Raw genomic sequence first — 25,153 nt, 5'->3', positions numbered from 1 at the left:
CTTTGTTCAGGAACCTCACCCCATCATGCTGTCCCCCAAGCTCATCCGCATCCTGGCAGCCGCCGCGCTGACCGCCACCGCGTTCTTCAGCCCGGTCAGCCACGCCCAGGGCACCCAGGCCTATGTGCCGATCAATCCGCCGCTGCCGTCGGATACCCCGGGCAAGATCGAGGTCCTGGAATTCTTCGCCTATACCTGCCCGCACTGCGCCGCCATGGAACCCATGGTCGAGGACTGGGCCAAGACCAAGCCCGAAGACGTCGTGCTCAAGCAGGTGCCGATCGCCTTCAACGCCGGCATGAAGCCGCTGCAACAGCTGTACTACACCCTGGTGGCCCTGGATCGGCCGGACCTGCATGCCAAGGTCTTCACTGCCATCCACGGCGAGCACAAGCGCCTGATCGACAAGAAGGCCATGGGCGAGTGGGCCGCCGCGCAGGGCGTGGACCGCGCCAAGTTCGACTCGGTGTTCGATTCGTTCAGCGTGCAGACCCAGGTGCAGCGCGCCAACCAGCTGGCCGAAGCCTATCGCATCGAAGGCACGCCGTCGTTCGCCGTCGGCGGCAAGTTCATGACCTCGCCGGTCATGGCGGGCAACAGCTACGAAGGCGCCCTGCAGGAAGTGAACAAGCTGATCCCGATGGCCCGCGGCAAGTGATCCGCGCCTGAACCGCGTTCATGACGACGCCCCGCGCCGACCGGCCGGGGCGTTTTTCATGGGGTCATCCCCAAGGCGGGCGCAGGCGGCAAAGCGCCCGCCGCGAGCTACACTTCCTCCCATAATTATTCGCCGCCACGCGCGGCCTACAAGGGGTGGAAGATGAGACAGCAATTCCTGCGCCGCGCGGCGCTGGGCGTGAGCCTGGCGCTGGCCGGCCTTGCGGCGCAAGCCAATGACGCCGACGGCGTGAAGATCGGCGTCCTGACGGACATGGCCGGCGTCACCGCCGACGCCACCGGGCGCGGCTCGGTCGAAGCGGCCCGCCTGGCGATCGAGGAACTGGGCGGCAGCGTGCTCGGCAAGCCCGTGGCGCTGGTGTCCGGCGACCACCAACACCGGCCCGACATCGGCAGCGGCATGGTGCGCAAGTGGTACGACACCGATGGCGTCGACGTGGTGGTGGACGTGCCCAATTCGTCGGTGGCGCTGGCGGTGCAGGGCATCGCGCGCGAAAAGAAAAAGCTGGTGCTGTTCTCCAGCCCCGGCACCACCGCGCTGACGCAGGCCCAGTGCTCGCCGTATGGCGTGCAATGGACCTACACCACCTACGCGCTGTCGCGCGGCACCGCCACCGCCGTGGTCAAGGAAGGCAACAAGCGCTGGTTCATCCTGGCGTCCGATTACGCCTTCGGCAAGCAGTTGGCCGCCGACACCGAGACCGTGGTCAAGGCCAACGGCGGCGAAGTGGTGGGCACCGTGTTCCATCCGCTCAACGCCTCGGACTTCGCCTCGTTCCTGCTGCAGGCGCAGGCCTCCAAGGCGCAGATCATCGCCGTCGCCAACGCCGGCGGCGACACCATCTCGGCGATCAAGCAGGCGGCCGAATTCGGCATCGCCAGCGGCGGCCAGAAGCTGGCGGCGATGCTATTGCTGCTGACCGACGTGCACAGCCTGGGATTGCAGGCCGCGCAGCACACCTACCTGACGGTGCCGTCCTATTGGGACATGAACGACGGCACCCGCGCCTTCAGCAAGAAGTTCGAGGCCCGCCTGGGCCGCCCGCCCACCTTCCTGCAGGCCGGCGTCTACAGCTCGGTGCGCCACTACCTGCGCGCGGTGCAGGCGGCCGGCACCACCGATTCGGACGCGGTGATGGCCAAGATGAAGTCGATGCCGATCGACGACGCCTTCAGCCTGAACGCGCACATCCGCGAAGACGGCCTGGTGGTGCGCGACATGATGCTGGCGCAGGTGAAATCGCCCGACCAGTCCAAGGCGCCCTGGGACTACTACAACATCGTGCGCACCATTCCCGGCGACTCGCTCGCCTGGCCCCTGTCGGAAAGCCAATGTCCGCTGGTCAAGAAGTAGGCCCCCTGGCGCTGGCCGATTTCGGCAGCTTCTACGCGGGCGGGCGGCAGGCGCATATCAGCGGCCGCCCGGTGCGCGAGATCGCCTTCACCAAGACCGCCTCGCTGACGTACGACCCCAACGGGCTGTACCACGTCGAACAGGCCTACGTGCAGTACTTCATCCCGGCCGAACGCCGCCACCCGCTGCCGCTGGTGCTGCTGCACGGCGGCGGCATGACCGGCGCGATGTGGGAACAGACGCCGGACGGCCGGCATGGCTGGCTGCAGCATTTCCTGCGGCAGGGCCACGCGGTCTACGTGGTCGACAACGTCGAGCGCGGCCGCGCCGGCTGGACACCGTTCGAGGAGGTCTGGCCGGATGCACCCATCGTGCGCAACGCCGAGGAAAGCTGGTCGCTGTTCCGCTTGGGCCGCGCCGAGGACTACGCGCAGCGCCGCGCCTTCGACGGCCAGCGCTTTCCGCTGGCGGCCTTCGATGATTTCATCCGCCACGCCGTGCCGCGCTGGCTGGGCAACAACGATGCGGCGCTGGCGGGCTTGTGCGCCGCGCTGGAGCGCATCGGCCCGTGCCTGGTGCTGGCGCACAGCCATGGCGGCGAAGTGGCCTACCGCGCGCTGCAGGCGCGGCCGGATCTGGTGCGCGGCGTCATCGGCATCGAACCGTCGGGCTTCTCGCAGGAGGTGGACCCGGCCGCGGCGGCGGGCAAGCCCTTCCTGTTCGTCTACGGCGATTATCTGGACGCCACGCCGCTGTGGGCCAAGCTGGATGCGGCCGGGCAGGCCTACGCCGACCGCTTGGCCGCGCGCGGCGGCCGCGTCACCAGCTGGCGCCTGGCCGGCATGGGCATCCGTGGCAACTCGCACATGCCCATGATGGACGACAACAGCGACGACATCGCCGCGCGCATCGGCGCGTGGATCCGCGCCAACGCCTGAGACGTCAGCCCTTGACCGCCGCAGCCTTTTCCAGCGCCTGGGTCAGGTCGGCGATGATGTCCTGCGGCGACTCCAGGCCGATGTGCAGGCGCACCAGCGCGTTCTGGCCCTCGCCCCAATAGCGATGGTGCGACAGGTCCTTGGGCGACACCAGCTGCACCAGGCTTTCGTAGCCGCCCCACGAGAAGCCGATGCCGAACAGTTCCAGTTCGTCCACGAACACGCGCGCGGCCGCCGGCGACAGGCACAGTTCGACCGACAGCATGCCGTTGGAGCCCGTGCAGTCGCGCTGCCACAGTGCATGGCCCGGATCCTGCGGCCAGGCGGGGTGGAACAGGCGCACGGTCTCGGGACGGCTCTTGAAGAACTCGCACACTTGCAGCGCGTGGCGGGCGTGTTGCGCCATGCGGATCGGCATGGTGCGCACACCGCGCAGCGCCAGCCAGGCGTCGTCTGCGCTGATGGAGTAGCCCATCGCGTACTGGGTGCGGTTCAGCTTCTTGGCAATCGCCTCGTCATTGGTGACCACCGCGCCCAGCATCAGGTCGGAATGGCCGCCCACGTACTTGGTGCCGGCGATGACCGACACCTGCGCGCCCAGCGTCAACGGCCGGTAGATGTAGCCCGAGCCCCAGGTGTTGTCGGTGGCCAGCACCAGGCCGTGGCGCTGCGCAATGGCCGCCATGGCGCCCATGTCGAGCATCTCGAACAGCAGCGAGCCGGGCGATTCCACGTACAGCAGCCTGGTGTTGGGCTGCACCAACGCGTCCAGGTCTTCGCCGGCGGCGAAGTAGGTGACGGCGATGTTCATGCGCTTGAGCACGGCATCGTCCAGCTCTCGCATCGGGCCGTAGACGCAATCGGAGATCAGCGCGTGGTCGCCGGCCGAGCACAGCGCCAGCATCACCATGGTCATGGCCGACAGGCCCGACGGCGCCAGATACGCGTGGGTGCCGCCTTCGAGCTGCGCGAAAACCTGCTCCAGCGCCGCGTGCGTGTCCATGCCCATGCGGCCATAGGTGGTGGCGCGGCCGCCGGCGGCCTTGTTGCGCTGGGCCTTTTCCAGGGCCGCCAGGTTCTCGAAACGCACCGTGCTGGCCCGCATCGGCGGCAGCGGCACCGGCGCCGTGCCCGTCTCGGGGTTGAACGGGGCGGTGCCCGCGTGCTGCAAAACCGTATCGATGTGTTTGGTAGCCATCTTCAAGAGGGAATGCTTGCGTATTGGGAGAACCCGAACCGTAGCAGGAACGCGCGCGGATGTCGCGCCCCCGGGGTCGGGTGTCAGTCGATCCAGCGCACCGCCGCGTCCAGGTCGGCGCGGCTGGTGCGGTAGCTGTTGGCCGGATGCGCGGCGTCGGCATAGCCGAACGAAATGGCGCAAACCACGCGGCGGTCGGCACCGATGCCCAGCTGTTCGCGCAGCACCTCGGGATACATCGCCAGCGAGGCCTGCGCCACCGTGGCCACGCCGTTGGCCTGCGCCGCCAGCAGGAAATTGGCCACATAACCGCCGCAGTCGATGGCGCCGTATTCGCCCAGCGCCTCGTCAGTGGTGATGATGGCCACGTGCGGCGCATCGAACAACTGGAAGTTGCGCAGTTCCTGGCGGCGGTAGGCCTCGCGGTCGCCGCGCGCCACGCCCACGGCCCCATACAGCTGGAAGCCCGACTCGCGGCGCCGCGCCAGGTAGTCGCCCTGGTACTCGCGCGGGAACGGGAAATCGGGCGTGAAGCCCGCTTGCCCGGCGCGTTCCACCAGGGCCCGGCTGAGACGTCGCGCGCCATCGCCCGAGGCCACCGTCACCTGCCACGGCTGGCAGTTGCACCAGGACGCGGTGCGCTGCGCCAGCGTCAGGATGCGTTCGATGGTGGCGCGCGGCACCGGCTCGGGCAGGAAGGCGCGGCAACTGTGGCGCGCGCGCAGCCAGTCTTCGAGCGCGGCGTCGGGACGCGCGGCGGCGGATTCGGGTACGGCGGACATGGTGTCTCCTTGGTTTCCTCGTATGATGCCACTTGATTGCCGGCGCGCAAGGCGCCGCCCGACCCTGGCGAGACCCCATGTTGCCCCTCGATTCCCTGATCGCGTTCTTCGGCATTGCCGTATTGCTGGCCCTCACGCCCGGGCCCGACAACCTGTTCGTGCTGATGCAATCGGCCATCTGGGGCCGCAAGGCCGGGCTGTTCGTGGTGCTGGGGCTGTGCACCGGGCTGCTGGGCCACACCGCCGCCGTGGCGCTCGGGCTGGCCGCCGTGTTCGCGGCTTCCCCTGTGGCCTTCACGGTGCTGAAACTGGCGGGCGCGGCGTATCTGGCCTACCTGGCGTGGCAGATCCTGCGGGCGCCGGTGCATGCCGAGGACGGCCAGCGGCCCGAGCCGATGAAGACCTCCGCGCTGTACCGGCGCGGCATCGTCATGAACCTGACCAATCCCAAGGTGCTGCTGTTCTTCTTCGCCTTCCTGCCGCAGTTCACCTCGCCCAAACTGGGTTCGGTGGGCTGGCAGACGGTGCAACTGGGCGCGGTGTTCATGCTGGCCACGCTGCTGGTGTTCGGCGCGATCGCCTTCTTTTCGGGCGCGTTCGGCGAACTGCTGCAGCGCTCGGTCACGGCCAAGCGCTGGCTCAACCGCGTCGCGGCGCTGGTGTTCGTGGGGCTGGCCGTGCGGCTGGCGACGGCCACGCGCTGAGGCCGCCGGCCGGCGCGAGCCTGGCGAAGGCCGGCCCGGCGAAGCCACGCGCGCCGGTTCGCGCCCGCGGGACGCCACCGCGCAACGTGGCTGGGAGCGGCGTCAGGCTGCCTTGAAGCGCACGATGCCGTCCGCGCCTGTGCTGCGCGTCAGCTTGCCTTCGAAGTACAGCGCATGCAGGTGCGCCAGCGCCTCGCCCATGGCAAAGGTGAGCTGGTGCAGGTCGAGCTTGCGCTTGAACAGCACCGGCACGATGTCCGAGGTCGATTGCGGTCCGGCCTTACAGGCTTCCAGCACCTCGGCCAGGCGGTCGCGATGGTGCTCGTGCTGCTGCGCGATGCGTTCGTGCAGGCCCTTGAACGGCCGGCCGTGCGAGGGCAGCACCAGCGTGTCGCGCGGCACGTCGGCGTAGCCGTCGAGCGAGCGCAGGTACAGCGGCAGCGGGTTGGCGTCGGGCTCGTAGTCGAACACACTGACGTTGGTGGAGATGCGCGGCAGCACCATGTCGCCGGAGATCAGCACGCCCAGGCCGGGCGAATGCAGCGAGGCGTGCTCGGGCGCGTGGCCGTAGCCGACGATGACGCGCCAGTCGTGCGCGCCGATGCGCACCGCGTCGCCATGCATGATGCGGGTGTAGCGCGACGGCACGGCCGGCACCAGGTTGGGAAAGTAGTTGGCGCGCTGGCGGATCTGTTCCTGCGCGTCCGGATCGGTCAGGCCGTGGCGGGCGAAATGGTCGACCGCCGATTGGCCGCCGGGACCGGCGCCGGCGTCATTGCGGCGCGACGACCACAGCGACGCGACCATGAAGTCGGTCATGGTCATCCACAGCCGCGCGTCCCAGCGTTCACAGAGCCAGTAGGCCAGGCCGATGTGGTCGGGGTGCATGTGGGTGACGATGACGCGCAGCACCGGCAGGCCTTCCAGTTCGTTCTCGAACACCTGTTCCCACAGCGTCTTGACCTCGTCGCGCGAGATGCCGCAGTCGACGATGGTCCAGCCGTCGCGGCCGTCGATGCGATCGCGCAGCAGCCAGAGATTGATATGATCCAGCGCGAACGGCAGCGGCATGCGGATCCACTTGACGCCCTCGGCCACCTGATGGGCGCGGCCGGCTTCGGGCTGGAAATCGGCCCAGGGATACTGCAGCTTCTGTTCGTTGGGGTTCATTGCCTCGCTCTCCACGCTTGACGATCGCGTCAAGTCATCATAATTTACGTTTACGTAAACTGCCACACGTCGCATGTCCCCGTCAACCTGGACCATCTCCGAGCTCGCCCGCGAGTTCGACGTCACGCCCCGCACGATCCGCTTCTATGAAGACCAGGGGATCGTCAGCCCGGCGCGCGAGGGCCGCAACCGCATCTTCGGGCCGCGCGACCGCACGCGCCTGAAGCTGGCCCTGCGCGGCAAGCGCCTGGGCCTGCAGTTGTCGGAGATCCTGACGCTGATTGACATGTACGACGGCCCTGGCGACACCGAGGTGCAGTTGCGCCAGTACCTGGCGGTGCTGGCCCAGCACCGCGCCACGCTGGAACAGCAGCGCCGCGACATCGAGGATACGCTGCAGGAGATCGCGGTGCAGGAACGCCAGTGCCACGAGCTGCTGGCGCAGCAACGATCCTGAAGCGCCTGCCATGGCGATGCTGCAAACCTTCGCGCTGTTCGTCCTGACCGCGCTGGCCGAGATCATCGGCTGCTACCTGCCTTACCTGTGGCTGCGCCGCGGTCATTCCATCTGGCTGCTGGCGCCGGCCGCCGTCAGCCTGGCCCTGTTCGCCTGGCTGTTGACGCTGCACCCGACCGCGTCGGGGCGCGTGTATGCGGCCTATGGCGGCGTGTACATCGGCATGGCGCTGCTGTGGCTGTGGGCGGTCGATGGCGTGCGGCCCAGCGTCAGCGATTACGTCGGCGTGGGGCTGTGCCTGGCCGGCATGCTGGTGATCATGTTCGGGCCGAAGACGGCCTGACCGATTGCCGCGAAGGCGCGTGGGCACACGACGGGCCAGCACGCGCCGGCCCGTCCCAATGACGCGGCGCGACGCCGGTCCGCCTCTCCGAAAATGAAAAAGCGCGCTCCCCGTGGAGCGCGCTTTGCATTGCTCGCGCGGCGTCCCGGCGGGGACGCGCGCCCCGGCGTCATTCCGCCTTGATGTTGCCTTCCTTGATGATGCGGGCGTTGTTGGCGAACTCGGCCTGCACCTGCTTGGCGAAAGCGTCGCCGGACGCGGTGCCGGGCTGCAGGTAGGACTTGGCCAGGAGGTCCTTGAACTCGGGGCTGGCCACGGCCTTGGCCAGTGCGGCCTGCAGCGGACCCGACACGGCCGGCGGCAGGTTGGCCGGGGCGAAGATGCCGAAGTTCGAGTAGTACTGCGCCTGCGGCAGCTTCAGTTCGGCCATGGTGGGCACGTCGGGCCAGGCGGCCAGGCGCTCGGGCGCCATCACCGCCAGCGGCTTGAGCGCGCCGCTGGCCACGTGCGGCAGCACCACGTCGGTGTTGACCACCAGCAGTTCGACCACGCCGCCCAGGCCGTCGGTCAGCGCCTGGCTGTTGCCGCGGTAGGGCACGTGCAGCATCCTGGTGCCGGTCTGCGTGGTCAGCGCCGCCATGCCGATGTGGGCCACGGTGCCCTGGCCCGGCGTGCCGTAGCGCACGCCGTCCGGGTGCGACTTGGCGTAGTCGATCAGGCCGGCGAAGTCCTTCACCGGCAGGGCCTTGGTGGCGACGATGGCCACGGGCGCCACGGCCACGCTGGCCACCGGCGTCAGGTCCTTCATCGGGTCGTAGTTGGTCTTGGCCAGGTGCGGGAAGATGGTCAGCGGGCTGGTGGAAGCCAGCAGCAGGGTGGCGCCGTCCGGCTGGGCGCGCGCCACGAAGTCGGTGCCCACCGAGGCGCCCGCGCCGGGCTTGTTTTCGACGATGACGGTGGCGTTGGCCTCCTTGCGCAGCACGTCGCCCAGGCGGCGCCCGATCGCGTCGGCGCTGCCGCCGGCGGTGTAGGGCACGACCAGCGTGATGGGCTTGGCGGGCCAGCCCTGCGCCAGCGCGGCGCCGCCCGTCATGATCGCCAGGGCCGCCCCCGCGGCCGTGAACAACATCTTCTTTTTCATAGCTTCCTTGTGGTGTTGCGTAGCACTGCGTGAGGTAATGCGTGAAACGGGTAAGGCAAAAGGAAAACTTGTGGTGGCGACAAAGGCAGTGACCGCGAAGGCGACACGCGCGTCGCGACGGCCGCGCGTGAATCAGCCAGCCAGATAGCGCTGCGTCAGCCGCACCCAGTAGCTCGCGCCCGGCGCGATCAGGGCGTCGTTGAAGTCGTAGCTGGTGTTGTGCAGCATGCAGGGGCCCAGGCCATGGCCGGCCATGCGGTGATCGCCGTCGCCGTTGCCCAGGAACACGTAGCAGCCGGGCTTGGCCTGCAACAGAAAGGCGAAGTCCTCCGAGGCCATCACCGGCTCGATCACGCGGGCGTGGTCGGCGCCGGCCACCTCGCGCATGACCTGCATGCAGAACTCGGTTTCGGCGGGCGTGTTGATCAGCGCCGGGTAGCGGCGTTCGAAGTAGACCTCGGCCTCGCAGCCGTGGGCGGCGGCGATGCTGCCGGCGATCTCGTGCATGCGGCGCTCGATCAGGTCGACCACGTCGGTGCTGTAGGCGCGCACCGAGCCGCCCAGCCAGGCGCTGCCCGGGATCACGTTGATGACGCTGCCGCCGGCCTGCACCTGCGTGATGGACAGCACGGCGGCGTCCAGCGGGCGCTTGCTGCGCGTCAGGATGGTCTGCAGCGACTGGCCGATGGCGAACAGCGCCGGCACCGGGTCGGCGCAGTCGTGCGGCGCGGCGGCATGGCCGCCCTTGCCGCGCACGGTGATCTTGAAACCGTTGGCGGACGCCATCATCGGCCCGGCGCAGACGCCGAACGAGCCGGCTTCCAGGCCCGGCCAGTTGTGCATGCCGAACACGGCTTCGCAGGGGAAGCGCTCGAACAGGCCGTCCTGGATCATGGCGCGGCCCCCGGCGCCGCCTTCCTCGGCCGGCTGGAAACAGAAATAGACGGTGCCGTCGAAGCCGCCTTCCTGTTGCAGGTGGCGCGCGGCGGCCAGCAGCATGGCGGTGTGGCCGTCATGGCCGCAGCCATGCATCTTGCCGTCGTGGCGCGAACGGTGTTCGAACTGGTTCTCTTCCTGCATCGGCAGGGCGTCCATGTCGGCGCGCAACATGATGGCGCGGTCGGAAGTGCCGCGCTTGATGACGCCGACCACGCCGGTCTTGGCGATGCCGGTGTGGGTCTCGATGCCCCAGCCGCGCAGGGCGTCGGCCACCACCTTGGCGGTGCGGTGCTCCTCGTAGCAGAGCTCGGGATGGGCGTGCAGGTCGCGCCGCAGCGCCACAATATCGTCGAGATTGGCCAGGTCGGACACCGCTGACTCCGTAACAAAATTTCAAGTTTCAAGGATCCGGGGAATAGTACCCAGGGGCGCCGCCGGCGACGCAAACATTTGCCTAGGGAAAACCCGACTCTTATTTACGTTTACGTAAACGTAATATTTGCGGTGCATCATTGCGTAGCCAGCGTCGATCAGCGCATCATGGGGCCACGCGGCGAGATCCGGCGCGATCGCAGGCGCCCATAAAAATGTAAGTACCCACTATCACGGAGACAGCGATGAACCTTCCTGGCCTGAACTTCGATCTGGGCGAAGACCTGGACATGCTGCGCGACGCCGTGCGCACTTTCGCGCAGGCCGAGATCGCGCCGCGCGCCGCCGAAGTCGACCGCAGCGACCAGTTCCCCATGGACCTGTGGCGCAAGTTCGGCGACCTGGGCGTCCTGGGCATGACGGCCAGCGAGGAATACGGCGGCGCCAACATGGGCTACCTGGCCCACATGGTGGCGATGGAGGAAATCTCCCGCGCCAGCGCGTCCATCGGCCTGTCCTATGGCGCCCACTCGAACCTGTGCGTCAACCAGATCAACCGCAACGGCACCCCGGCGCAGAAGGCCAAGTACCTGCCCAAGCTGATTTCCGGCGAGCACGTCGGCGCGCTGGCCATGAGCGAACCGGGCGCCGGCTCGGACGTGGTCAGCATGAAGCTGCGCGCCGACAAGAAGGGCGACCGCTACGTGCTGAACGGCTCCAAGATGTGGATCACCAACGGCCCCGACGCCGACACCCTGGTGGTCTATGCCAAGACCGACCCCGAGGCGCACCAGCGCGGCATCACCGCGTTCCTGGTGGAAAAGGGCTTCAAGGGTTTCTCGGTGGCGCAGAAGCTGGACAAGCTCGGCATGCGCGGCAGCCACACCGGCGAACTGGTGTTCCAGGATTGCGAGATCCCCGAGGAAAACGTGCTGGGCCAGGTCAACGGCGGCGTCAAGGTGCTGATGAGCGGCCTGGACTACGAACGCGCCGTGCTGTCCGGCGGCCCGGTCGGCATCATGCAGGCCGTGATGGACGTGGTGGTGCCGTACATCCATGACCGCAAGCAGTTCGGCCAGGCCATCGGCGAATTCCAGCTGATCCAGGGCAAGGTGGCCGACCTCTACACCACGCTGCAGGCCAGCCGCGCCTTCTGCTACCAGGTCGGCAAGAACCTCGACCGCCTGGGCGCCGAGCACGTGCGCCAGGTGCGCAAGGACTGCGCCGCGCTGATCCTGTACACCGCCGAGAAGGCCACCTGGATGGCCGGCGAGGGCGTGCAGATCCTGGGCGGCAATGGCTACATCAATGAATACCCGGTGGGCCGCCTGTGGCGCGACGCCAAGCTGTATGAAATCGGCGCCGGCACCAGCGAGATCCGCCGCATGCTGATCGGCCGCGAGCTGTTCGCCGAGACGGCCTGATTCGGCCCGAGTCCGCCATGATCCGCACGTCCGACGTCCAGCACATCGAGCAGGCGCCCGCGCAGGGCCCCTCGCCGCTGGACGTCGCGCATCGCATCCTGGCCGGCTTCGACCGCCACTACGCGCTGTTCCGCTACAGCGCGCAGCGCGCCAAGGCGCTGTTCGAATCGGGCGACTGGCACGGCATCCAGCGCCTGTCGCGCGAACGCATCGAGTACTACGACATGCGCGTGCGCGAGTGCGCCAGCCAGCTCGAAGGCGTGCTGCGCGGGCGGCCCGAGGGCGCGGTCGGCGCCCATGGCACCAACGGCGCGAACGGCGCCGCGGGCGCCGCGCTGACTGAAACGCAGACCGCCTACTGGCAACAGATCAAGCAGGAATTCGTCGGCCTGCTGGGCGAGCATCGCCAGCCCGAATGCGCCGAGACCTTCTTCAACTCGGTGTCGTGCCGGCTGCTGCACCGCGACTACTTCCACAACGATTTCCTGTTCGTGCGGCCGGCCGTGGCCACCGACTACCTGGACAGTCGCATGCCGTCGTACCGGGTCTACTACCCGGTGACCGAGGGCCTGCACAAAAGCCTGATCCGCATGGTGGCCGACTTCGGCCTGGCGCTGCCGTTCGAGGACCTGCCACGCGACACCCGCCTGCTGGCGCGCGCTGCCATCGGCCAGCTGCGACGGCAGTTGCCGCGCCACGTCGGCCGCCGCATCGCCAGCGACTGCCAGGTGCATGCGCTGGGCTCGCTGTTCTTTCGCAACAAGGGCGCCTACATCGTCGGCCGCCTGATCAACCAGGGCACCGTCTATCCCTTCGCCGTGGCGTTGACGCGCAACCCGGCCGGACAGGTGAACCTGGACGCGCTGCTGCTGGGCGCGGACGACCTGAGCACGCTGTTCAGCTTCACGCGCGCGTATTTCCTGGTGGACATGGAGACGCCCGCCGCGGTGGTCAACTTCCTGGCCAGCCTCTTGCCGCGCAAGCCCAAGGCCGAGCTGTACACCATGATCGGCCTGCAGAAGCAGGGCAAGACGCTGTTCTACCGCGACTTCCTGCACCACCTGGCGCATTCGCGCGACGCCTTCGACATCGCGCCCGGCATCAAGGGCATGGTGATGTGCGTGTTCACGCTGCCGTCCTATCCCTACGTGTTCAAGCTGATCAAGGACCATATCGACAAGGACGGCATGGACCACGCCACCGTGCGGCGCAAGTACCAGATGGTCAAGCTGCACGATCGCGTCGGCCGCATGGCCGATACCTGGGAATATTCGCAGGTGGCGCTGCCGCGCGCCCGCTTCGCGCCGCAGCTGCTCGACGAACTGCGGCGCCTGGTGCCCAGCCTGATCGAGGAAACCGGCGACACGGTGGTCATCCGCCACGTCTACATCGAACGGCGCATGACGCCGCTGAACCTGTACCTGAGCCAGGCGCCGGACGCGCTGCTGGAGCCGGCCGTGCGCGAATATGGCGACGCGATCCGCCAGCTGGCCGCCGCCAACATTTTCCCCGGCGACATGCTCTACAAGAACTTCGGCGTGACGCGGCTGGGCCGGGTCGTGTTCTACGACTACGACGAAATCCAGCGCATGACCGAAATGAACTTCCGGCGGATCCCGCCGGCCCCCAACGAAGAGGCGGAAATGGCCTCCGAACCCTGGTATGCCGTCGGGCCCAACGACGTCTTTCCGGAAGAGTTCGGCCGTTTCCTGCTGGGCGACGCGCGTGTGCGCGGCGCCTTCCTGCGCCACCATGCCGACCTGCTGGAACCGGAGTGGTGGCAGGCCTGTCGCGCCCACGTGGCGCAAGGCCGGATCGAAGAATTTTTCCCTTACGATACGGACAGGCGACTGCGTCCGGCACCCGCCGGCGCGGCCGCATAAAACACGCTGTCCCGACCCACACAGGAGCTAGTCATGTCAGATCCCATCGTTATCGTTTCCGTCGCCCGCACGCCCATGGGCGGCATGCTCGGCAGCCTGTCAGGCCTGGCCGCGCACGAACTGGGCTCGGTCGCCATCAAGGCTGCCGTCGAACGCGCCGGCCTCAAGCCCGAGCAGGTCGAAGAAGTCATCATGGGCAACGTGCTGCAGGCCGGCCAGGGCCAGGCCCCGGCGCGCCAGGCCGCGCTGGGCGCGGGCCTGCCGCTGGGCGTGGCGTGCACCACCATCCACAAGGTGTGCGGTTCGGGCCTGAAGGCCGCCATGTTCGGCCACGACCTGCTGGCCGCGGGTTCGGCCAACATCGTCGTCGCCGGCGGCCAGGAAAGCATGAGCAACGCGCCCTACCTGATGCTCAAGGGCCGCCAGGGCTATCGCTACGGCCACAGCACCATCTATGACCACATGGCCCTGGACGGCCTGGAAGACGCCTACGACAAGGGCAAGGCCATGGGCGTGTTCGCCGAGGATTGCGCCGCCAAGTATTCGTTCACGCGCGAGCAGCAGGATGCGTTCTCGCTGGAATCGCTGCGCCGCGCCCGCGCCGCCACGGAAGACGGCAGCTTCAAGTGGGAAATCACTCCGGTCACGGTCGCCGGCCGCAAGGGCGACACCGTGATCGACACCGACGAGGCCCCCACCAAGGCCATGCCGGAAAAGATCCCCACGCTCAAGCCCGCGTTCAAGAAGGACGGCACCGTCACCGCCGCCAACTCGTCGTCGATCTCCGACGGCGCCGCCGCCATGGTGCTGATGCGCGCCTCCACCGCCGAGAAGCTCGGCATCAAGCCGCTGGCCCGCATCGTGGCGCACAGCCAGCACTCGCAGGAACCGAACTGGTTCACCACCGCGCCCGTCGGCGCGCTCAAGAACCTGTTCGCCAAGACCGGCTGGAAGGCCGAGGACGTGGACCTGTACGAGATCAACGAAGCGTTCGCCGTGGTCGCCATGGCCGCCATGACCGACTTCAAGCTGCCGCACGACAAGGTCAACATCCACGGCGGCGCCACCGCCCTGGGCCACCCCATCGGCGCCTCCGGCGCGCGCCTGATGACCACGCTGATCGGCGCGCTGCGCAAGACCGGCGGCAAGCGCGGCGTGGCCACGCTGTGCATCGGCGGCGGCGAAGCCGTGGCGATGGCGATCGAAATGGTCTAAGGCGGTATTTCTCCCGAGGCGCGCTTTTTCCCTGGATGTCCCTGGGAAAAAGCGCCGCCTCGGGAGGCCGCAAGCCCGCGCAGCGGGCACACCGAGGGGCATCATTTCGCTGCGCCTTTTCCGCAAGGCGAAGTCCGCGACGGGTCGGTCGCGGGCCGTGCGGGAGAGGCGCAACGAAATGCAGCTGAGTTAATCCATGACAAGAATGCCCGGCTCAGCGGGCAGCGAGACAAACCGCTCGACCCCGAGCGCCTTCAACATCCCATTAAGCAGGACGGGTGGTACCCCATGCCCATCATCGAATCCCGCATCAATCCGCGGTCGCAGGACTACACCGACAACGCGCGCGCCATGCAGGCGCAACTGGACGACCTGAGCCAGCAACTGGCGCGGACCGCGCTGGGCGGCAGCGAATCGTCGCGCGCCAAGCACGTGGCGCGCGGCAAGCTGCTGCCGCGCGACCGCGTCGAACAACTGATCGATCCGGGTTCGCCGTTCCTGGAACTGTCGCCGATGGCGGCGCACGGCATGTACGACGGCGACGCGCCGGGCGCGGGCGTCATCACCGGCATCGGCCGCATCGCCGGCACCGAATGCGTGATCGTCTGCAACGACGCCACCGTCAAGGGCGGCACCTACTACCCGATGACGGTCAAGAAGCACCTGCGGGCGCAGGAGATCGCCGCGCAGAACCGCCTGCCGTGCGTCTACCTGGTCGATTCCGGCGGCGCCAACCTGCCGCAGCAGGACGAGGTCTTTCCCGACCGCGAACACTTCGGCCGCATCTTCTACAACCAGGCGCAGATGTCGGCGCAGGGCATCGCGCAGATCGCGGTGGTGATGGGGTCCTGCACCGCCGGCGGCGCCTACGTGCCCGCCATGAGCGACGAGTCCATCATCGTCAAGAACCAGGGCACCATCTTCCTGGGCGGCCCGCCCTTGGTGAAGGCCGCCACCGGCGAGGAAGTCAGCGCCGAGGACCTGGGCGGCGGCGACGTGCACACGCGCCTGTCGGGCGTGGCCGACCACCTGGCCGCCAACGACATGCGCGCGCTGCAACTGGCGCGCGGCGCCGTGGCGCGCCTGAACCGCAAGAAGCCGGCGCCGCTGGCCACCGTGCCGGTGCGCGAGCCGCGCTACGATCCGGCCGAACTGAACGGCATCATCCCCGCCGACACGCGCAAGCCGTACGACGTGCGCGAGGTCATCGCGCGCATCGTCGATGGCTCCGAGTTCGACGAATTCAAGGCGCGCTTCGGCCCCACGCTGGTGACGGGCTTTGCCCACATCCACGGCATGCCGGTGGGCATCGTCGCCAACAACGGCATCCTGTTCTCGGAATCGGCGCAGAAGGGCGCGCACTTCATCGAGCTGTGCGCGCAGCGCAAGATCCCGCTGGTGTTCCTGCAGAACATCACCGGCTTCATGGTCGGCCGCAAGTACGAAAACGAAGGCATCGCGCGCCACGGCGCCAAGATGGTGACGGCGGTGGCCACCGCCAACGTGCCCAAGTTCACCGTGCTGATCGGTGGCTCGTTCGGCGCCGGCAACTACGGCATGTGCGGCCGCGCCTACTCGCCGCGCCTGCTGTTCATGTGGCCCAACGCGCGCATCTCGGTGATGGGCGGCGAGCAGGCCGCCAGCGTGCTGGCCACCGTCAAGCGCGACGGCATCGAGGCGCGCGGCGGCCAGTGGTCGGCGGCCGAGGAAGACGCCTTCAAGGCGCCGATCCGCGAGCAGTACGAACGCGAGGGCCATCCGTACTACGCCACCGCGCGGCTGTGGGACGACGGCATCATCGCGCCGGCCGACACGCGCCGCGTGCTGGGGCTGGCGCTGTCGGCGGCGCTGAACGCGCCGATCGAAGACACGCGCTTCGGCGTCTTCCGGATGTAGAAGAAAGCCCACCCCCTACGCGCTGCGCGCGCCCCCTCAAGGGGGCGACACCGGCGGACCGGCGAAGCCGGATCCGCGGTGTCCCCGATAAGGTCGGCGTGATGCGACGTGTGAGGGTTTTGGATGCAACGCGCTCGCCGCTGCAACGTAGTCAACGAATCATCCCAGTCTGGATAACGCCATGTTCGATACCCTGCTGATTGCCAACCGCGGCGAAATCGCCTGCCGCGTCGCCGCCACCGCCCGCCGCCTGGGCATCCGCACCGTCGCCGTCTATTCCGACGCCGACGCCAACGCCCGCCACGTCGCCGCCTGCGACGTCGCGGTGCACATCGGCGGCCCCGAGCCGCGCGCCAGCTACCTGCGCGCCGACGCCATCCTGCAGGCCGCGCGCGACACCGGCGCCCAAGCCATCCACCCCGGCTACGGCTTCCTGTCGGAAAACGAAGCCTTCGCCGAAGCCGCCGAACAGGCCGGCATCGCCTTCGTCGGCCCGCCGGCATCGGCCATCGCCGCCATGGGCAGCAAGTCCGCGGCCAAGTCGCTGATGGAGAAGGCCGGCGTGCCGCTGGTGCCCGGCTACCACGGCGACAACCAGGACCCGCAATTCCTGAAGGAACAGGCCGACGCCATCGGCTACCCGGTGCTGATCAAGGCCAGCGCCGGCGGCGGCGGCAAGGGCATGCGCGTGGTCGAATCGACGGGCGCGTTCCTCGATGCGCTGGCCTCGTGCCAGCGCGAGGCCGCCTCCAGCTTCGGCGACGACCGCGTGCTGATCGAACGCTATCTGCAGAAGCCGCGCCATATCGAGATCCAGGTGTTCGCCGACACCCACGGCAACTGCGTCTACCTGTTCGAGCGCGACTGCTCGGTGCAGCGCCGCCACCAGAAGGTGATCGAGGAAGCGCCCGCGCCCGGCATGACCGAGGAACGCCGCCGCGCCATGGGCCAAGCCGCCGTGGCCGCCGCGCGCGCGGTGGGCTATGTGGGCGCCGGCACGGTGGAATTCATCGCCGAGCCCGACGGCCGCTTCTACTTCATGGAAATGAACACGCGCCTGCAGGTCGAGCATCCGGTCACCGAGATGATCACCGGCCACGACCTGGTCGAATGGCAGCTGCGCGTGGCCGCCGGCCAGCCGCTGCCGGCGCGCCAGGAAGACCTGCGCATCCACGGCCACGCCATCGAGGCCCGCATCTACGCCGAGAACCCCGAGAAAGGCTTCCTGCCTTCCATCGGCACGCTGGCCTACCTGGGCCTGCCGGCCCACGTCGCCTTCGCCAACGGCGACATCCGCGTCGATGGCGGGGTGCGCACCGGCGACACCATCACGCCGTTCTACGACCCCATGATCGCCAAGCTGATCGTGCACGGCGCCGACCGCGACCAGGCCCGCGCCCGCATGCTGCAGGCGCTGGCGCAGACGCAGGCGGTGGGGGTGCAGACCAACGTCGCCTTCCTGTCGCGCCTGATGCGCGACAGCGCCTTTGCCGCCGCCGACCTCGACACCGGCCTGATCGAACGCCAGCGCGCCACGCTGCTGCCCGAGCCGACGCCGGCCGACGCCGCCACGCTGGCGCTGGCCACGGCCGCCGTGCTGGCCAGCCAGGGCCAGGCGCAATCGGCGCCGCAGGCCGCCGCCCCGGCCGATCCGTGGGACACGCGCGATGGCTGGCGCCTGGGCGGCCGCTACCAGCGCACGCTGCAGTGGATCGACAACGGCGAAACCCGTCACGTCACCGTCGTACGCCAGGGCGCCGACTGGACGCTGGACGGCGGCGACGGCGCCCGGCCCTTCGCCTGGCGCGCCGAGAACGTCAATGGCCCGGCGCGCGTGCTGCGCATCACGCTGGACGACCGCGAGCGCGCCGGCACGGTGGTGCTGCACGCCGACAAGGCCCACGTCTTTGGCGACGGCGGCGCGCGCGTGCTGGACCTGTACGACCCGCTGGCGCATGCCCAGGACACCCAGGGCGACCACGGCGGCGGCCTGACCGCCCCCATGCCGGGCAAGATCATCTCCATTGCCGTCAAGGCCGGCGACAGCGTCACCAAGGGCCAGCCGCTGCTGGTGATGGAGGCGATGAAGATGGAGCACACCATCTCCGCGCCGGCCGACGGCAAGGTCGAGGAACTGTTCTACGCCGTGGGCGACCAGGTGACGGAAGGCGCCGAACTGGTGGCGATCGGCGCCTGAACGCGCGCGCCATCGCCGGCGTCCGCGGCGATGGCGTGTCTTTCCACAAGGGGCACGCATGGCCAGCCAGACGTCCTGCGCGTTGATCCAGGTCCCGCCGTCGGCACGGCTGGCCGGCATCGTGTCGCACCTGACCGGCTACCGCGAAAGCGGCCAAGGCGCCGGTATGCAGTGGCTCGAAGGCGCCCCGCTGACCGTGCCGCTGGTGATCAGCTTCGGCAACCCTTTCGGCATCGGACTGGGCCGCGCGGACGCCGCGGCGCCCTGGTCCAGCTTCGCGTCCGGCCTGTATGCCGGCCCGGTGTTCGTCGCCTCCGACGGCGCCGCCGAATGCCTGCAGGTCGACTTCACGCTGCCCGGCGCGTACCGCTTCTTCGGCGGCATGGTCGCGGACCTGGCGAACCGCCTGGTCGACCTGGGCGACGCGCTGGGCCGCGATGGCCCGGCGCTGCGCGAGCGGCTGGGCAACCTGCCGGACTGGCCGCGGCGCTTCGCCCTGGTCGAGGCATTCATCCTCCGCCGCCTCGGCCGCGCCCCATCGGAACCGGTGACGCATGCCTACCGGCTGCTGCTGCGCGACCACGGCACGTTGCGCATCGGCGCGCTGGCCGCCGAAATCGGCTGGAGCCGCAAGCACCTGCTGCACCGCTTCCGGGCCGAGATGGGCCTGGGCCCGAAAGCCCTGGCGCGCATGCTGCGCTTTCACCAGGCCTGCCGGCTGGCGCAGCAACCCGGCAGCGAATGGGCCCAGGTGGCCGCCGCCGGCGGCTATGCCGACCAGGCGCATCTGGCGCGTGAATTCATAGACCTGGCGGGTGAATCGCCGCAGGCCTGGGCGCGGCGCCAGGCCGGGTAACAAATCTTCAAGACCGCGGCCCGCGCATCGGTTCATCATGAAGGCTCCCTCTTGCCCCAGGAGCTTGCCGATGAACCCGACCTCCAAAGAACCGCCCCGCCTGTTTCCCACGCTGCGCTGTCACGATCCGGACGCCATGATGCGCTGGCTGACCGCCATGCTGGGCTTCACGGAACTGGCCGTCTACCGCGACGGCGCCGTCGTGCAACACGCCGAAATGGCCTGTGGCAGTTCCATCCTGATGCTGGGACAGCATCGCGACGATGAGTACGGCAAACAGGTCGGCGACCCTCAAGGCCGCCGCACCGACGCGCTGTATCTGGCGGTGGACGATCCCGACGCCCTGCACGCCAGGCTGAAAGCCGACGGCACGACCATCGTGGCCGAGCCCTATGACTCGCCGCACGGCAGCCGTGATTTCGCCTGCCGCGACCCCGAGGGCAATCTCTGGTATTTCGGCACCTACTGGCCCAAGGCCTAGCGCTCGCCCATCCCGCGCACGCGCCGCGTCTTCCGCCTCGATGCGCGGCCCGACCTACCCGGCCATGCGACGGGCCTGGCCGGGGGTATAGCCGAAACGCCGCTTGAACAGTCGCGAGAAATGCGACTGATCCGAGAACCCCCATTGCTGCGCCACCCCGGCCACCGACACCGGCCGCGCCGGGCCACGCAGCGTCTGCTCCGCCCGGTCCAAGCGCTGTTCATGCAGCCATTGCATGAAGGTCTGGCCCACGTCGCGGTACAGCGCGTGCAGATAGCGCACGGAAATGCCACAGGCCCGCGCCACTCGCTCCGGCCCCAGGTCGCAGTCGGCCAGGTGGCGCCGCGCATAGGCCTCGATGCGGCACAGGTGCGCCGCCCGCACGGCGGAATCTCCCGGATCCAGCGCCCGCGCATCCTGCTGCACGGAACAGACCAGCAGATCCACCAGTTGCTGCGCCAGCAGCTCGCGCATCGTGTCTTCGCCACGGTCGAGCTGGCGGCCGATCAGGTCGACGTAGGACGCGAACAGCCAGCCCGGCCCCTGCGTCGCGTCGAACGATAGCGCACAATAGCGGCCAGGTTCACGCAGGTGCCCGCGCATCATCGCGCCCGGCACCTTGAGCACCCACAAGGCGTTGTCGCGCCCATACGAGAATTCATACGGGCTGTGGCCATGCTCGAGCAGGAACGCGCCCGGATGGCAAAGCGTCTCGCGCCCGGCCTGCAGGAAGCGGATGTCGCTCTGGCGCGGCACCGTAATCAGATAGTGTTCGTCGGAGCCATCCCGCAGATGCGTCGCCAACCGGCGATAGCACAGCGGCGAGGATGCCAGCCGCGACAGTGAAAGCTCGCCCAGGTTCCACGAATGCAGCGCTCCGTCGAAACGCCCTTCATCCTGGAATTGCAATTGCAGACTGAAATAGGTGCGGCCAACCGCGGTGCTCCAGTAGCGGGCGCGGTCGACAGCAGCCAGGGAAGCGGTATCGTAGCGGGCATCCACGGTGCTATTCCTCGTACAGAGCCTGGCGCTCCCTGTGCCAGGCCCTCTGATCTCAACAGGCCCTAATCTGGATCAGCCGCCATCGCGGGTCAATAAGTAAGTACCCGAGCGGTGCAGGACGGCGTTCCAGCCAGGACGCACCACGATGGTCGTCGTGGGCTCCTCGATCACGGCGGGCCCCTCGATCCGATCATCCGCAAGCAGGCGCGACCCGTCGTACACCGGCGTGTCGACCCAGGCGCCATCAGCCTCGAACAACATCTCGCGCCGGCTTTCGAGCGCGGCCTCGGGATGGCCGTTGCCGGGCGGCAGGCTCGGCAGCGCGGGCTTGTCCACCTCGCCCACCGCCATGACTTCCAGGTTCACCAGCTCCACCAGGTTATGCGGCTCGGCGTAGGTGTAGAGCTGCTCGTGGCGGGCATGGAAATCCGCGAGTACGGTCTGCAGGGTCTCGCGGGTGAAGCTCCCCGCGGGCACGTCGACCTGGCACTCGTGGATCTGGCCCTGATAGCGCATCTCCACCTTGCGGGACAGGGAGATCCGCGATGGCGCGAAGCCATCGGCCGCAAGCAATTCATGACCGCGCCGCTCCATGTCGCGGAACAATCCATCCAGCCGCGCAATGTCGGCATGCTCGTCCAGCCGCATCACGGCACTGGCCAGGAAATGGTATTTGACGTCGGAGATCACCTGGCCGAAAGCGCACAGGCAAGAGGCGATCTTGGGCACGAGGACGGTACGGCTGCCGATCTCCTCGGCCAGGGCGACGATGTGCATGCCGGCCGCGCCACCCGCGCAGACCAGCGCGAAGTCGCGCGGATCGTAGCCGTTCTCGATCGAGATTCCACGAATGCCGTGCGCCATGTTCAGATTCACCAGCGTGCCGATGCCATGGGCCGCGCGCGCCAGGCCGAGGCCAAGAGGTTCAGCCACATGCCGCCGCACGGCCTCGCGGGCCAGTTCGCGATCCAGGCGGATGCTGCCGCCCAGCACCGCATCCGGGCGCAGATAGCCCAGCACCATGTTGGCATCGGTGACGGTGGGCGCTTCGCCGCCCAGGCCGTAGCAGGCCGGCCCCGGCATCGAGCCGGCGCTTTGCGGCCCCACTTCCAGCATGCCGAAGGCGTTCAGGTGGGCGATGGATCCCCCACCCGCGCCCAGGGTTTCCACATGGATCATCGGCACGCCGATGCGATGGCGTAGAAAGTCGATATTGCGGTTGAGGTTGGTCTGGCCCGCGCGGGCCATGGTGATGTCGAAGGACGTGCCGCCCATGTCCACCGTGATGATGTTGTCGATGCCGAACGGCGCCGCCACGTACAGGCCGGCCTGGGGCGCCGACGCCGGGCCCGAATTGATGGCGTTGACCGCCCGCCGCCGCATGACGTCACCCACCGCCGGGCCGCCGTTGGACTGGAAATAGCGCACCGCGCCACGCGCCCCGAGGCCGCGGAAGTAATCATCGATGCGCGCCACGTAGCGCCCCATGACGGGGCTCAGATAGGCATTGACGATGGTGGTGGAGGTGCGCGTGTACTCCCGCACCTGCGGATAGACCTCATGGCCGGCGCAGACAAATGCTTCCGGCATGGCGGCCGCCACCATGTCGCGCGCGCGCCGTTCATGGGCGGGATTGGCCGGGGCCCAGACGAACGACACCGCCACCGCCTGCACGCCCTCGCGCTTGAAGACCTCGATCGCGGCGCGCACATCGTCTTCGTTCAACGGCGCGTGCACCGAACCGTCGGCCAGCACGCGTTCACGCACCGGCCTGCGCAGGTGGCGCGGCACCAGTTGCGGAGCGGGGGGATAGTCGGCATCGTAGCGATAGCCTTCCTCCTTGTGGCCCAGGCGGATTTCGATGCTGTCCTCATGGCCCGCGGTGCACAGCAGGCCGACCTTGACGCCCTTCAATTCGATCAACGCGTTCAGCGCCACGGTGGTGCCGTTGATGCACAGATCGCAATCGCGCACGATCTCTTGCACCGGTCTGCCGAGCGCCTCCGACATCTGCGCCAGGCCGGCGGCAATGGCCTTGGTGCCATCCTGCGGCGTCGATGCGCTCTTGAAAAGGCGGATTGCGCCATCGCGTCCGGCCAGGACGAAATCGGTGAACGTGCCGCCAGCGTCTACGCCGAGGCGATATTGTCCTTGCATGGTGTGCTCCTCAGCGGGGATCGCGGATGCGTTGCGTGCGGGTCGCGACGAAGTCGACATTGCCGTCGTTGCCGACCACCACGCCGTACTCGGCGCGGGCAGCCTCGGCAGAGACCAGCCCATTGCGGATGTCGCGCGCCACTTCCTCCGGTGCGCGGCAATACGGGTCGCCATAACCGCCGCCGCCCGGATTGACGTTGCGGGCCCGCTCCCCGGGCTTCAACGTCAGGATGGTGTTCTTGCGGTGCACGGTGACCTGGCCGTCGGCGTGATGCTGTTCCAGCCGTCCCAGCTTGCGCTCGGGTAGCGTGTTGTACGCGCCCGCCGCGCCGCCGGTCGGGATCTGGCGCCCCTCGCCAAACGCGACCACCGTCATTTCATGGCCGATGGGTTCCACTTCCCACACCGTGCCGCTGCCGCCGCGGCGCTGCCCGGCGCCGCCGCTGTCTTCCTGCAGGCCATAGCGGTGGATGATGATGGGATAGGCGTACTCCAGCAATTCGATGTCGCCCGAACTGAGCGCGCCGAAACAGCACAGCGGGCCGCAGGCGTGCCAGCCGTCCATCTGGCGCGTGGCGCCCGCGCCCGAGATGATGGAAGCCAGCACCATGGTCACGTACTGTTCCCCCGTCCTGGGATTGACGCCCGCAATGTTGACGCCGCTGGCGTGCCCCCAGGAGGCGGTCACCCGTTCCGGCGCCGCCGCCTCGAAGGCCTGGCGCACCGCGTCGGTCAGCGTCTCCATGGGTGTGGTTGTACAGTTGACGTGCGGCGCCGGCTCGCGCGCATTGCACAACGTGCCCTGCGGGCCCAGGTCCACGGTGACGCAGCGGTACAGCCCCGCGTTGTAGGGCGGAGGCACCTGCGCGAACATCATCAATCCCAGGTAGATGCCCGACAGCGAGTTGCCGGCATAGGAATTGATGAAGTACGGCACCTGGGGCGGGCTGTCGATGCGGATGTGGACCTGGTCGCCGGTCACCTGCACGCTGGCCGTGATGGTCATGTCGCCATGGCCATGGCCGGCATCCTCCAGGCGCGCCCGGCCTTCATAGCGCCCGTCGGGAATCGAGGCGATCAACGATCGCATATGCCGGTCCGCCATGTCCTTGAGCTCGGCGATGGCGGCCTGCACGGTGGCCAGGCCGTACTTGGCGAGCAGGGCGCGCAAATGGCGCTCGCCGACCCGGCAGGCGCCGAACTGGGCGTTGAGATCGCCCTCCTGGTCGCGCCGCGATCGCATGTTGCACAGCAGCAGGTTGACGACGTCGTCACGCCGCACGCCCCGGTCCCAGAGCTTCACCGGCGGGATCCGCAGGCCTTCGGCATAGAGATCGCGCGCGTCCGGGTTGTAGCCCGCCGGAACCGGCCCGCCGATGTCGGTCAGGTGGCCCTTGCACACCGCCCAGAAAACCAGCTGGCCCTCATGGAATACCGGCTTGTACATGCAGCAATCGAGAATATGGCTGCCCTGGTAGACCGGATCGTTGTGATAGATGATGTCGCCTTCGTGGATATCGTCGCCGAAGAAGTCGGCCACGGCCTTCATGGCGGGGATCAGCGATCCGAGGTGGATGGGGATATCCTGGCCCTGCAGGATCATTTCCGGATAGTGGTCGAACAGCGCGTTGCTGTAGTCGTGGGCCAGGTTGAAGACGCTGGAGCGGCCCGTTTTCTCCAGTGTCATTGTCATTTCACGCTGCGCGGTCTCGAGCGCGCCGCGCACCACGGCCAGCGTGATCGGGTCTACCTGCCCGGCGGCGGCAAATGGCTTGCCCATCATGTTCCCCTTGTATGGTCGCCACCTTCCGGATGGCTGCAGGAGCAACGTTAATCAGCGCCACGGCGGCTGGCTTGTACCAGAGCGCACGAAAACTTGCCTGTGAAAGCACAACGGCCCGGTGCTTTGCCGCATGCTCTTAGTTTCCCGTCAGGCGGTTTTCCCTAGAATGCGGGATTCCGATCC

21 protein-coding genes are annotated in these 25,153 nt (G+C 68.3%); 13 read left to right on the top strand and 8 right to left on the bottom strand.

Annotated features, from left to right (window positions below):
* Window positions 1–25 precede the first annotated feature (25 nt).
* The 3 genes from ACVN9Z_RS07810 to ACVN9Z_RS07800 all read left to right on the top strand — a co-directional run bounded on the left by ACVN9Z_RS07810 (window position 26) and on the right by ACVN9Z_RS07800 (window position 2,970).
* Entirely contained in the window at window positions 26–658 is a 633-nt protein-coding gene (locus ACVN9Z_RS07810) for a thiol:disulfide interchange protein DsbA/DsbL (protein WP_049052571.1), read from the top strand.
* 162 nt (window positions 659–820) lie between these two features.
* The gene (locus tag ACVN9Z_RS07805) at window positions 821–2,032 is read left to right on the top strand and encodes an ABC transporter substrate-binding protein (protein WP_006386971.1); all 1,212 of its coding nucleotides are present in this window, start codon (window positions 821–823) and stop codon (window positions 2,030–2,032) included.
* Window positions 2,011–2,970, top strand: coding sequence for a hypothetical protein (locus tag ACVN9Z_RS07800; RefSeq protein WP_458213317.1), 960 nt, complete (start codon window positions 2,011–2,013; stop codon window positions 2,968–2,970). Before ACVN9Z_RS07805 ends, ACVN9Z_RS07800 begins: the two co-directional genes overlap by 22 nt.
* Before the next feature lie 4 nt (window positions 2,971–2,974).
* Here ACVN9Z_RS07800 and metC read toward each other — a convergent pair whose 3' ends face one another.
* A complete protein-coding gene (metC, locus tag ACVN9Z_RS07795) occupies window positions 2,975–4,168 on the bottom strand; it encodes a cystathionine beta-lyase (protein WP_458213316.1) in 1,194 nt (397 codons plus the stop codon).
* An 83-nt stretch (window positions 4,169–4,251) separates the two neighbouring features.
* The gene (locus tag ACVN9Z_RS07790) at window positions 4,252–4,950 is read right to left on the bottom strand and encodes a nitroreductase (RefSeq protein ID WP_026383978.1); all 699 of its coding nucleotides are present in this window, start codon (window positions 4,948–4,950) and stop codon (window positions 4,252–4,254) included.
* 77 nt (window positions 4,951–5,027) lie between these two features.
* On the opposite strand from ACVN9Z_RS07790, the gene ACVN9Z_RS07785 reads away from it, so the two are divergent.
* The gene (locus ACVN9Z_RS07785) at window positions 5,028–5,654 is read left to right on the top strand and encodes a LysE family translocator (protein ID WP_020925662.1); all 627 of its coding nucleotides are present in this window, start codon (window positions 5,028–5,030) and stop codon (window positions 5,652–5,654) included.
* Window positions 5,655–5,756: 102 nt separating this feature from the next.
* Here ACVN9Z_RS07785 and ACVN9Z_RS07780 read toward each other — a convergent pair whose 3' ends face one another.
* Window positions 5,757–6,824, bottom strand: coding sequence for an MBL fold metallo-hydrolase (locus ACVN9Z_RS07780; RefSeq protein ID WP_448684578.1), 1,068 nt, complete (start codon window positions 6,822–6,824; stop codon window positions 5,757–5,759).
* Window positions 6,825–6,897: 73 nt separating this feature from the next.
* Between ACVN9Z_RS07780 and ACVN9Z_RS07775 the strand changes: the two genes are divergently transcribed.
* Window positions 6,898–7,281 (top strand): MerR family transcriptional regulator, encoded by a 384-nt coding sequence (locus ACVN9Z_RS07775; protein ID WP_006386965.1) that lies wholly within the window; start codon window positions 6,898–6,900, stop codon window positions 7,279–7,281.
* Between the two features lie 10 nt (window positions 7,282–7,291).
* Window positions 7,292–7,624: a YnfA family protein gene (locus ACVN9Z_RS07770; protein WP_006386964.1), complete on the top strand. Its 333-nt coding sequence runs from the start codon at window positions 7,292–7,294 to the stop codon at window positions 7,622–7,624.
* 169 nt (window positions 7,625–7,793) lie between these two features.
* Here ACVN9Z_RS07770 and ACVN9Z_RS07765 read toward each other — a convergent pair whose 3' ends face one another.
* Together ACVN9Z_RS07765 and ACVN9Z_RS07760 are read right to left on the bottom strand one after the other, a co-directional pair.
* Window positions 7,794–8,765 (bottom strand): Bug family tripartite tricarboxylate transporter substrate binding protein, encoded by a 972-nt coding sequence (locus tag ACVN9Z_RS07765; protein WP_047992421.1) that lies wholly within the window; start codon window positions 8,763–8,765, stop codon window positions 7,794–7,796.
* A 132-nt stretch (window positions 8,766–8,897) separates the two neighbouring features.
* Window positions 8,898–10,076: a M20 aminoacylase family protein gene (locus ACVN9Z_RS07760; RefSeq protein WP_024067385.1), complete on the bottom strand. Its 1,179-nt coding sequence runs from the start codon at window positions 10,074–10,076 to the stop codon at window positions 8,898–8,900.
* Between the two features lie 245 nt (window positions 10,077–10,321).
* On the opposite strand from ACVN9Z_RS07760, the gene ACVN9Z_RS07755 reads away from it, so the two are divergent.
* The 7 genes from ACVN9Z_RS07755 (at window position 10,322) to ACVN9Z_RS07725 (ending at window position 20,028) form a co-directional block, all read left to right on the top strand.
* On the top strand, window positions 10,322–11,500 hold the full coding sequence (locus tag ACVN9Z_RS07755) for an isovaleryl-CoA dehydrogenase (protein WP_006386961.1): 1,179 nt from the start codon (window positions 10,322–10,324) through the stop codon (window positions 11,498–11,500).
* Between the two features lie 17 nt (window positions 11,501–11,517).
* Window positions 11,518–13,383, top strand: coding sequence for a bifunctional isocitrate dehydrogenase kinase/phosphatase (gene aceK / locus ACVN9Z_RS07750; RefSeq protein WP_458213315.1), 1,866 nt, complete (start codon window positions 11,518–11,520; stop codon window positions 13,381–13,383).
* A gap of 33 nt (window positions 13,384–13,416) precedes the next feature.
* Window positions 13,417–14,598 carry an acetyl-CoA C-acetyltransferase gene (locus ACVN9Z_RS07745; RefSeq protein ID WP_458213314.1) on the top strand — a complete coding sequence of 394 codons (1,182 nt, stop codon included), beginning with the start codon at window positions 13,417–13,419 and terminating at the stop codon, window positions 14,596–14,598.
* A gap of 288 nt (window positions 14,599–14,886) precedes the next feature.
* Complete coding sequence (locus ACVN9Z_RS07740; protein WP_458213313.1) at window positions 14,887–16,494, top strand: carboxyl transferase domain-containing protein; 1,608 nt, start codon at window positions 14,887–14,889, stop codon at window positions 16,492–16,494.
* A gap of 181 nt (window positions 16,495–16,675) precedes the next feature.
* Window positions 16,676–18,691 (top strand): acetyl/propionyl/methylcrotonyl-CoA carboxylase subunit alpha, encoded by a 2,016-nt coding sequence (locus ACVN9Z_RS07735; protein ID WP_458213312.1) that lies wholly within the window; start codon window positions 16,676–16,678, stop codon window positions 18,689–18,691.
* A 58-nt stretch (window positions 18,692–18,749) separates the two neighbouring features.
* Window positions 18,750–19,547 carry a helix-turn-helix domain-containing protein gene (locus ACVN9Z_RS07730; RefSeq protein ID WP_155871900.1) on the top strand — a complete coding sequence of 266 codons (798 nt, stop codon included), beginning with the start codon at window positions 18,750–18,752 and terminating at the stop codon, window positions 19,545–19,547.
* A gap of 70 nt (window positions 19,548–19,617) precedes the next feature.
* Complete coding sequence (locus tag ACVN9Z_RS07725; protein WP_173000354.1) at window positions 19,618–20,028, top strand: VOC family protein; 411 nt, start codon at window positions 19,618–19,620, stop codon at window positions 20,026–20,028.
* 54 nt (window positions 20,029–20,082) lie between these two features.
* On the opposite strand, the gene ACVN9Z_RS07720 is transcribed toward ACVN9Z_RS07725, so the two are convergent.
* The 3 genes from ACVN9Z_RS07720 to capB form a co-directional block, all read right to left on the bottom strand.
* Window positions 20,083–21,030 (bottom strand): AraC-like ligand-binding domain-containing protein, encoded by a 948-nt coding sequence (locus ACVN9Z_RS07720; RefSeq protein WP_173000335.1) that lies wholly within the window; start codon window positions 21,028–21,030, stop codon window positions 20,083–20,085.
* A gap of 72 nt (window positions 21,031–21,102) precedes the next feature.
* On the bottom strand, window positions 21,103–23,187 hold the full coding sequence (gene capA / locus ACVN9Z_RS07715) for a caprolactamase subunit alpha (RefSeq protein ID WP_458213311.1): 2,085 nt from the start codon (window positions 23,185–23,187) through the stop codon (window positions 21,103–21,105).
* A 10-nt stretch (window positions 23,188–23,197) separates the two neighbouring features.
* Complete coding sequence (gene capB / locus ACVN9Z_RS07710) at window positions 23,198–24,967, bottom strand: caprolactamase subunit beta (protein WP_020925675.1); 1,770 nt, start codon at window positions 24,965–24,967, stop codon at window positions 23,198–23,200.
* Window positions 24,968–25,153 lie beyond the last annotated feature (186 nt).

Source organism: Achromobacter sp. KK8 (genome assembly GCF_054188005.1).
The sequence above is the reverse complement of the archived record's forward strand: the minus strand, read 5'-3'. Positions and strand labels throughout refer to the sequence as shown.

Excerpts from the sequence above, each read along its gene's own strand:
- ACVN9Z_RS07770 (WP_006386964.1), top strand. The coding sequence starts at position 7,292 with ATGGCGATGCTGCAAACCTTCGCGCTGTTCGTCCTGACCGCGCTGGCC.
- ACVN9Z_RS07800 (WP_458213317.1), top strand. The coding sequence starts at position 2,011 with ATGTCCGCTGGTCAAGAAGTAGGCCCCCTGGCGCTGGCCGATTTCGGC.
- capA (WP_458213311.1), bottom strand. The coding sequence starts at position 23,187 with ATGCAAGGACAATATCGCCTCGGCGTAGACGCTGGCGGCACGTTCACC.
- ACVN9Z_RS07785 (WP_020925662.1), top strand. The coding sequence starts at position 5,028 with ATGTTGCCCCTCGATTCCCTGATCGCGTTCTTCGGCATTGCCGTATTG.
- ACVN9Z_RS07735 (WP_458213312.1), top strand. The coding sequence starts at position 16,676 with ATGTTCGATACCCTGCTGATTGCCAACCGCGGCGAAATCGCCTGCCGC.
- ACVN9Z_RS07725 (WP_173000354.1), top strand. The coding sequence starts at position 19,618 with ATGAACCCGACCTCCAAAGAACCGCCCCGCCTGTTTCCCACGCTGCGC.
- ACVN9Z_RS07780 (WP_448684578.1), bottom strand. The coding sequence starts at position 6,824 with ATGAACCCCAACGAACAGAAGCTGCAGTATCCCTGGGCCGATTTCCAG.
- capB (WP_020925675.1), bottom strand. The coding sequence starts at position 24,967 with ATGGGCAAGCCATTTGCCGCCGCCGGGCAGGTAGACCCGATCACGCTG.
- ACVN9Z_RS07740 (WP_458213313.1), top strand. The coding sequence starts at position 14,887 with ATGCCCATCATCGAATCCCGCATCAATCCGCGGTCGCAGGACTACACC.
- ACVN9Z_RS07810 (WP_049052571.1), top strand. The coding sequence starts at position 26 with ATGCTGTCCCCCAAGCTCATCCGCATCCTGGCAGCCGCCGCGCTGACC.
- aceK (WP_458213315.1), top strand. The coding sequence starts at position 11,518 with ATGATCCGCACGTCCGACGTCCAGCACATCGAGCAGGCGCCCGCGCAG.
- ACVN9Z_RS07730 (WP_155871900.1), top strand. The coding sequence starts at position 18,750 with ATGGCCAGCCAGACGTCCTGCGCGTTGATCCAGGTCCCGCCGTCGGCA.
- ACVN9Z_RS07765 (WP_047992421.1), bottom strand. The coding sequence starts at position 8,765 with ATGAAAAAGAAGATGTTGTTCACGGCCGCGGGGGCGGCCCTGGCGATC.
- ACVN9Z_RS07755 (WP_006386961.1), top strand. The coding sequence starts at position 10,322 with ATGAACCTTCCTGGCCTGAACTTCGATCTGGGCGAAGACCTGGACATG.
- ACVN9Z_RS07775 (WP_006386965.1), top strand. The coding sequence starts at position 6,898 with ATGTCCCCGTCAACCTGGACCATCTCCGAGCTCGCCCGCGAGTTCGAC.
- ACVN9Z_RS07790 (WP_026383978.1), bottom strand. The coding sequence starts at position 4,950 with ATGTCCGCCGTACCCGAATCCGCCGCCGCGCGTCCCGACGCCGCGCTC.
- ACVN9Z_RS07805 (WP_006386971.1), top strand. The coding sequence starts at position 821 with ATGAGACAGCAATTCCTGCGCCGCGCGGCGCTGGGCGTGAGCCTGGCG.
- metC (WP_458213316.1), bottom strand. The coding sequence starts at position 4,168 with ATGGCTACCAAACACATCGATACGGTTTTGCAGCACGCGGGCACCGCC.
- ACVN9Z_RS07745 (WP_458213314.1), top strand. The coding sequence starts at position 13,417 with ATGTCAGATCCCATCGTTATCGTTTCCGTCGCCCGCACGCCCATGGGC.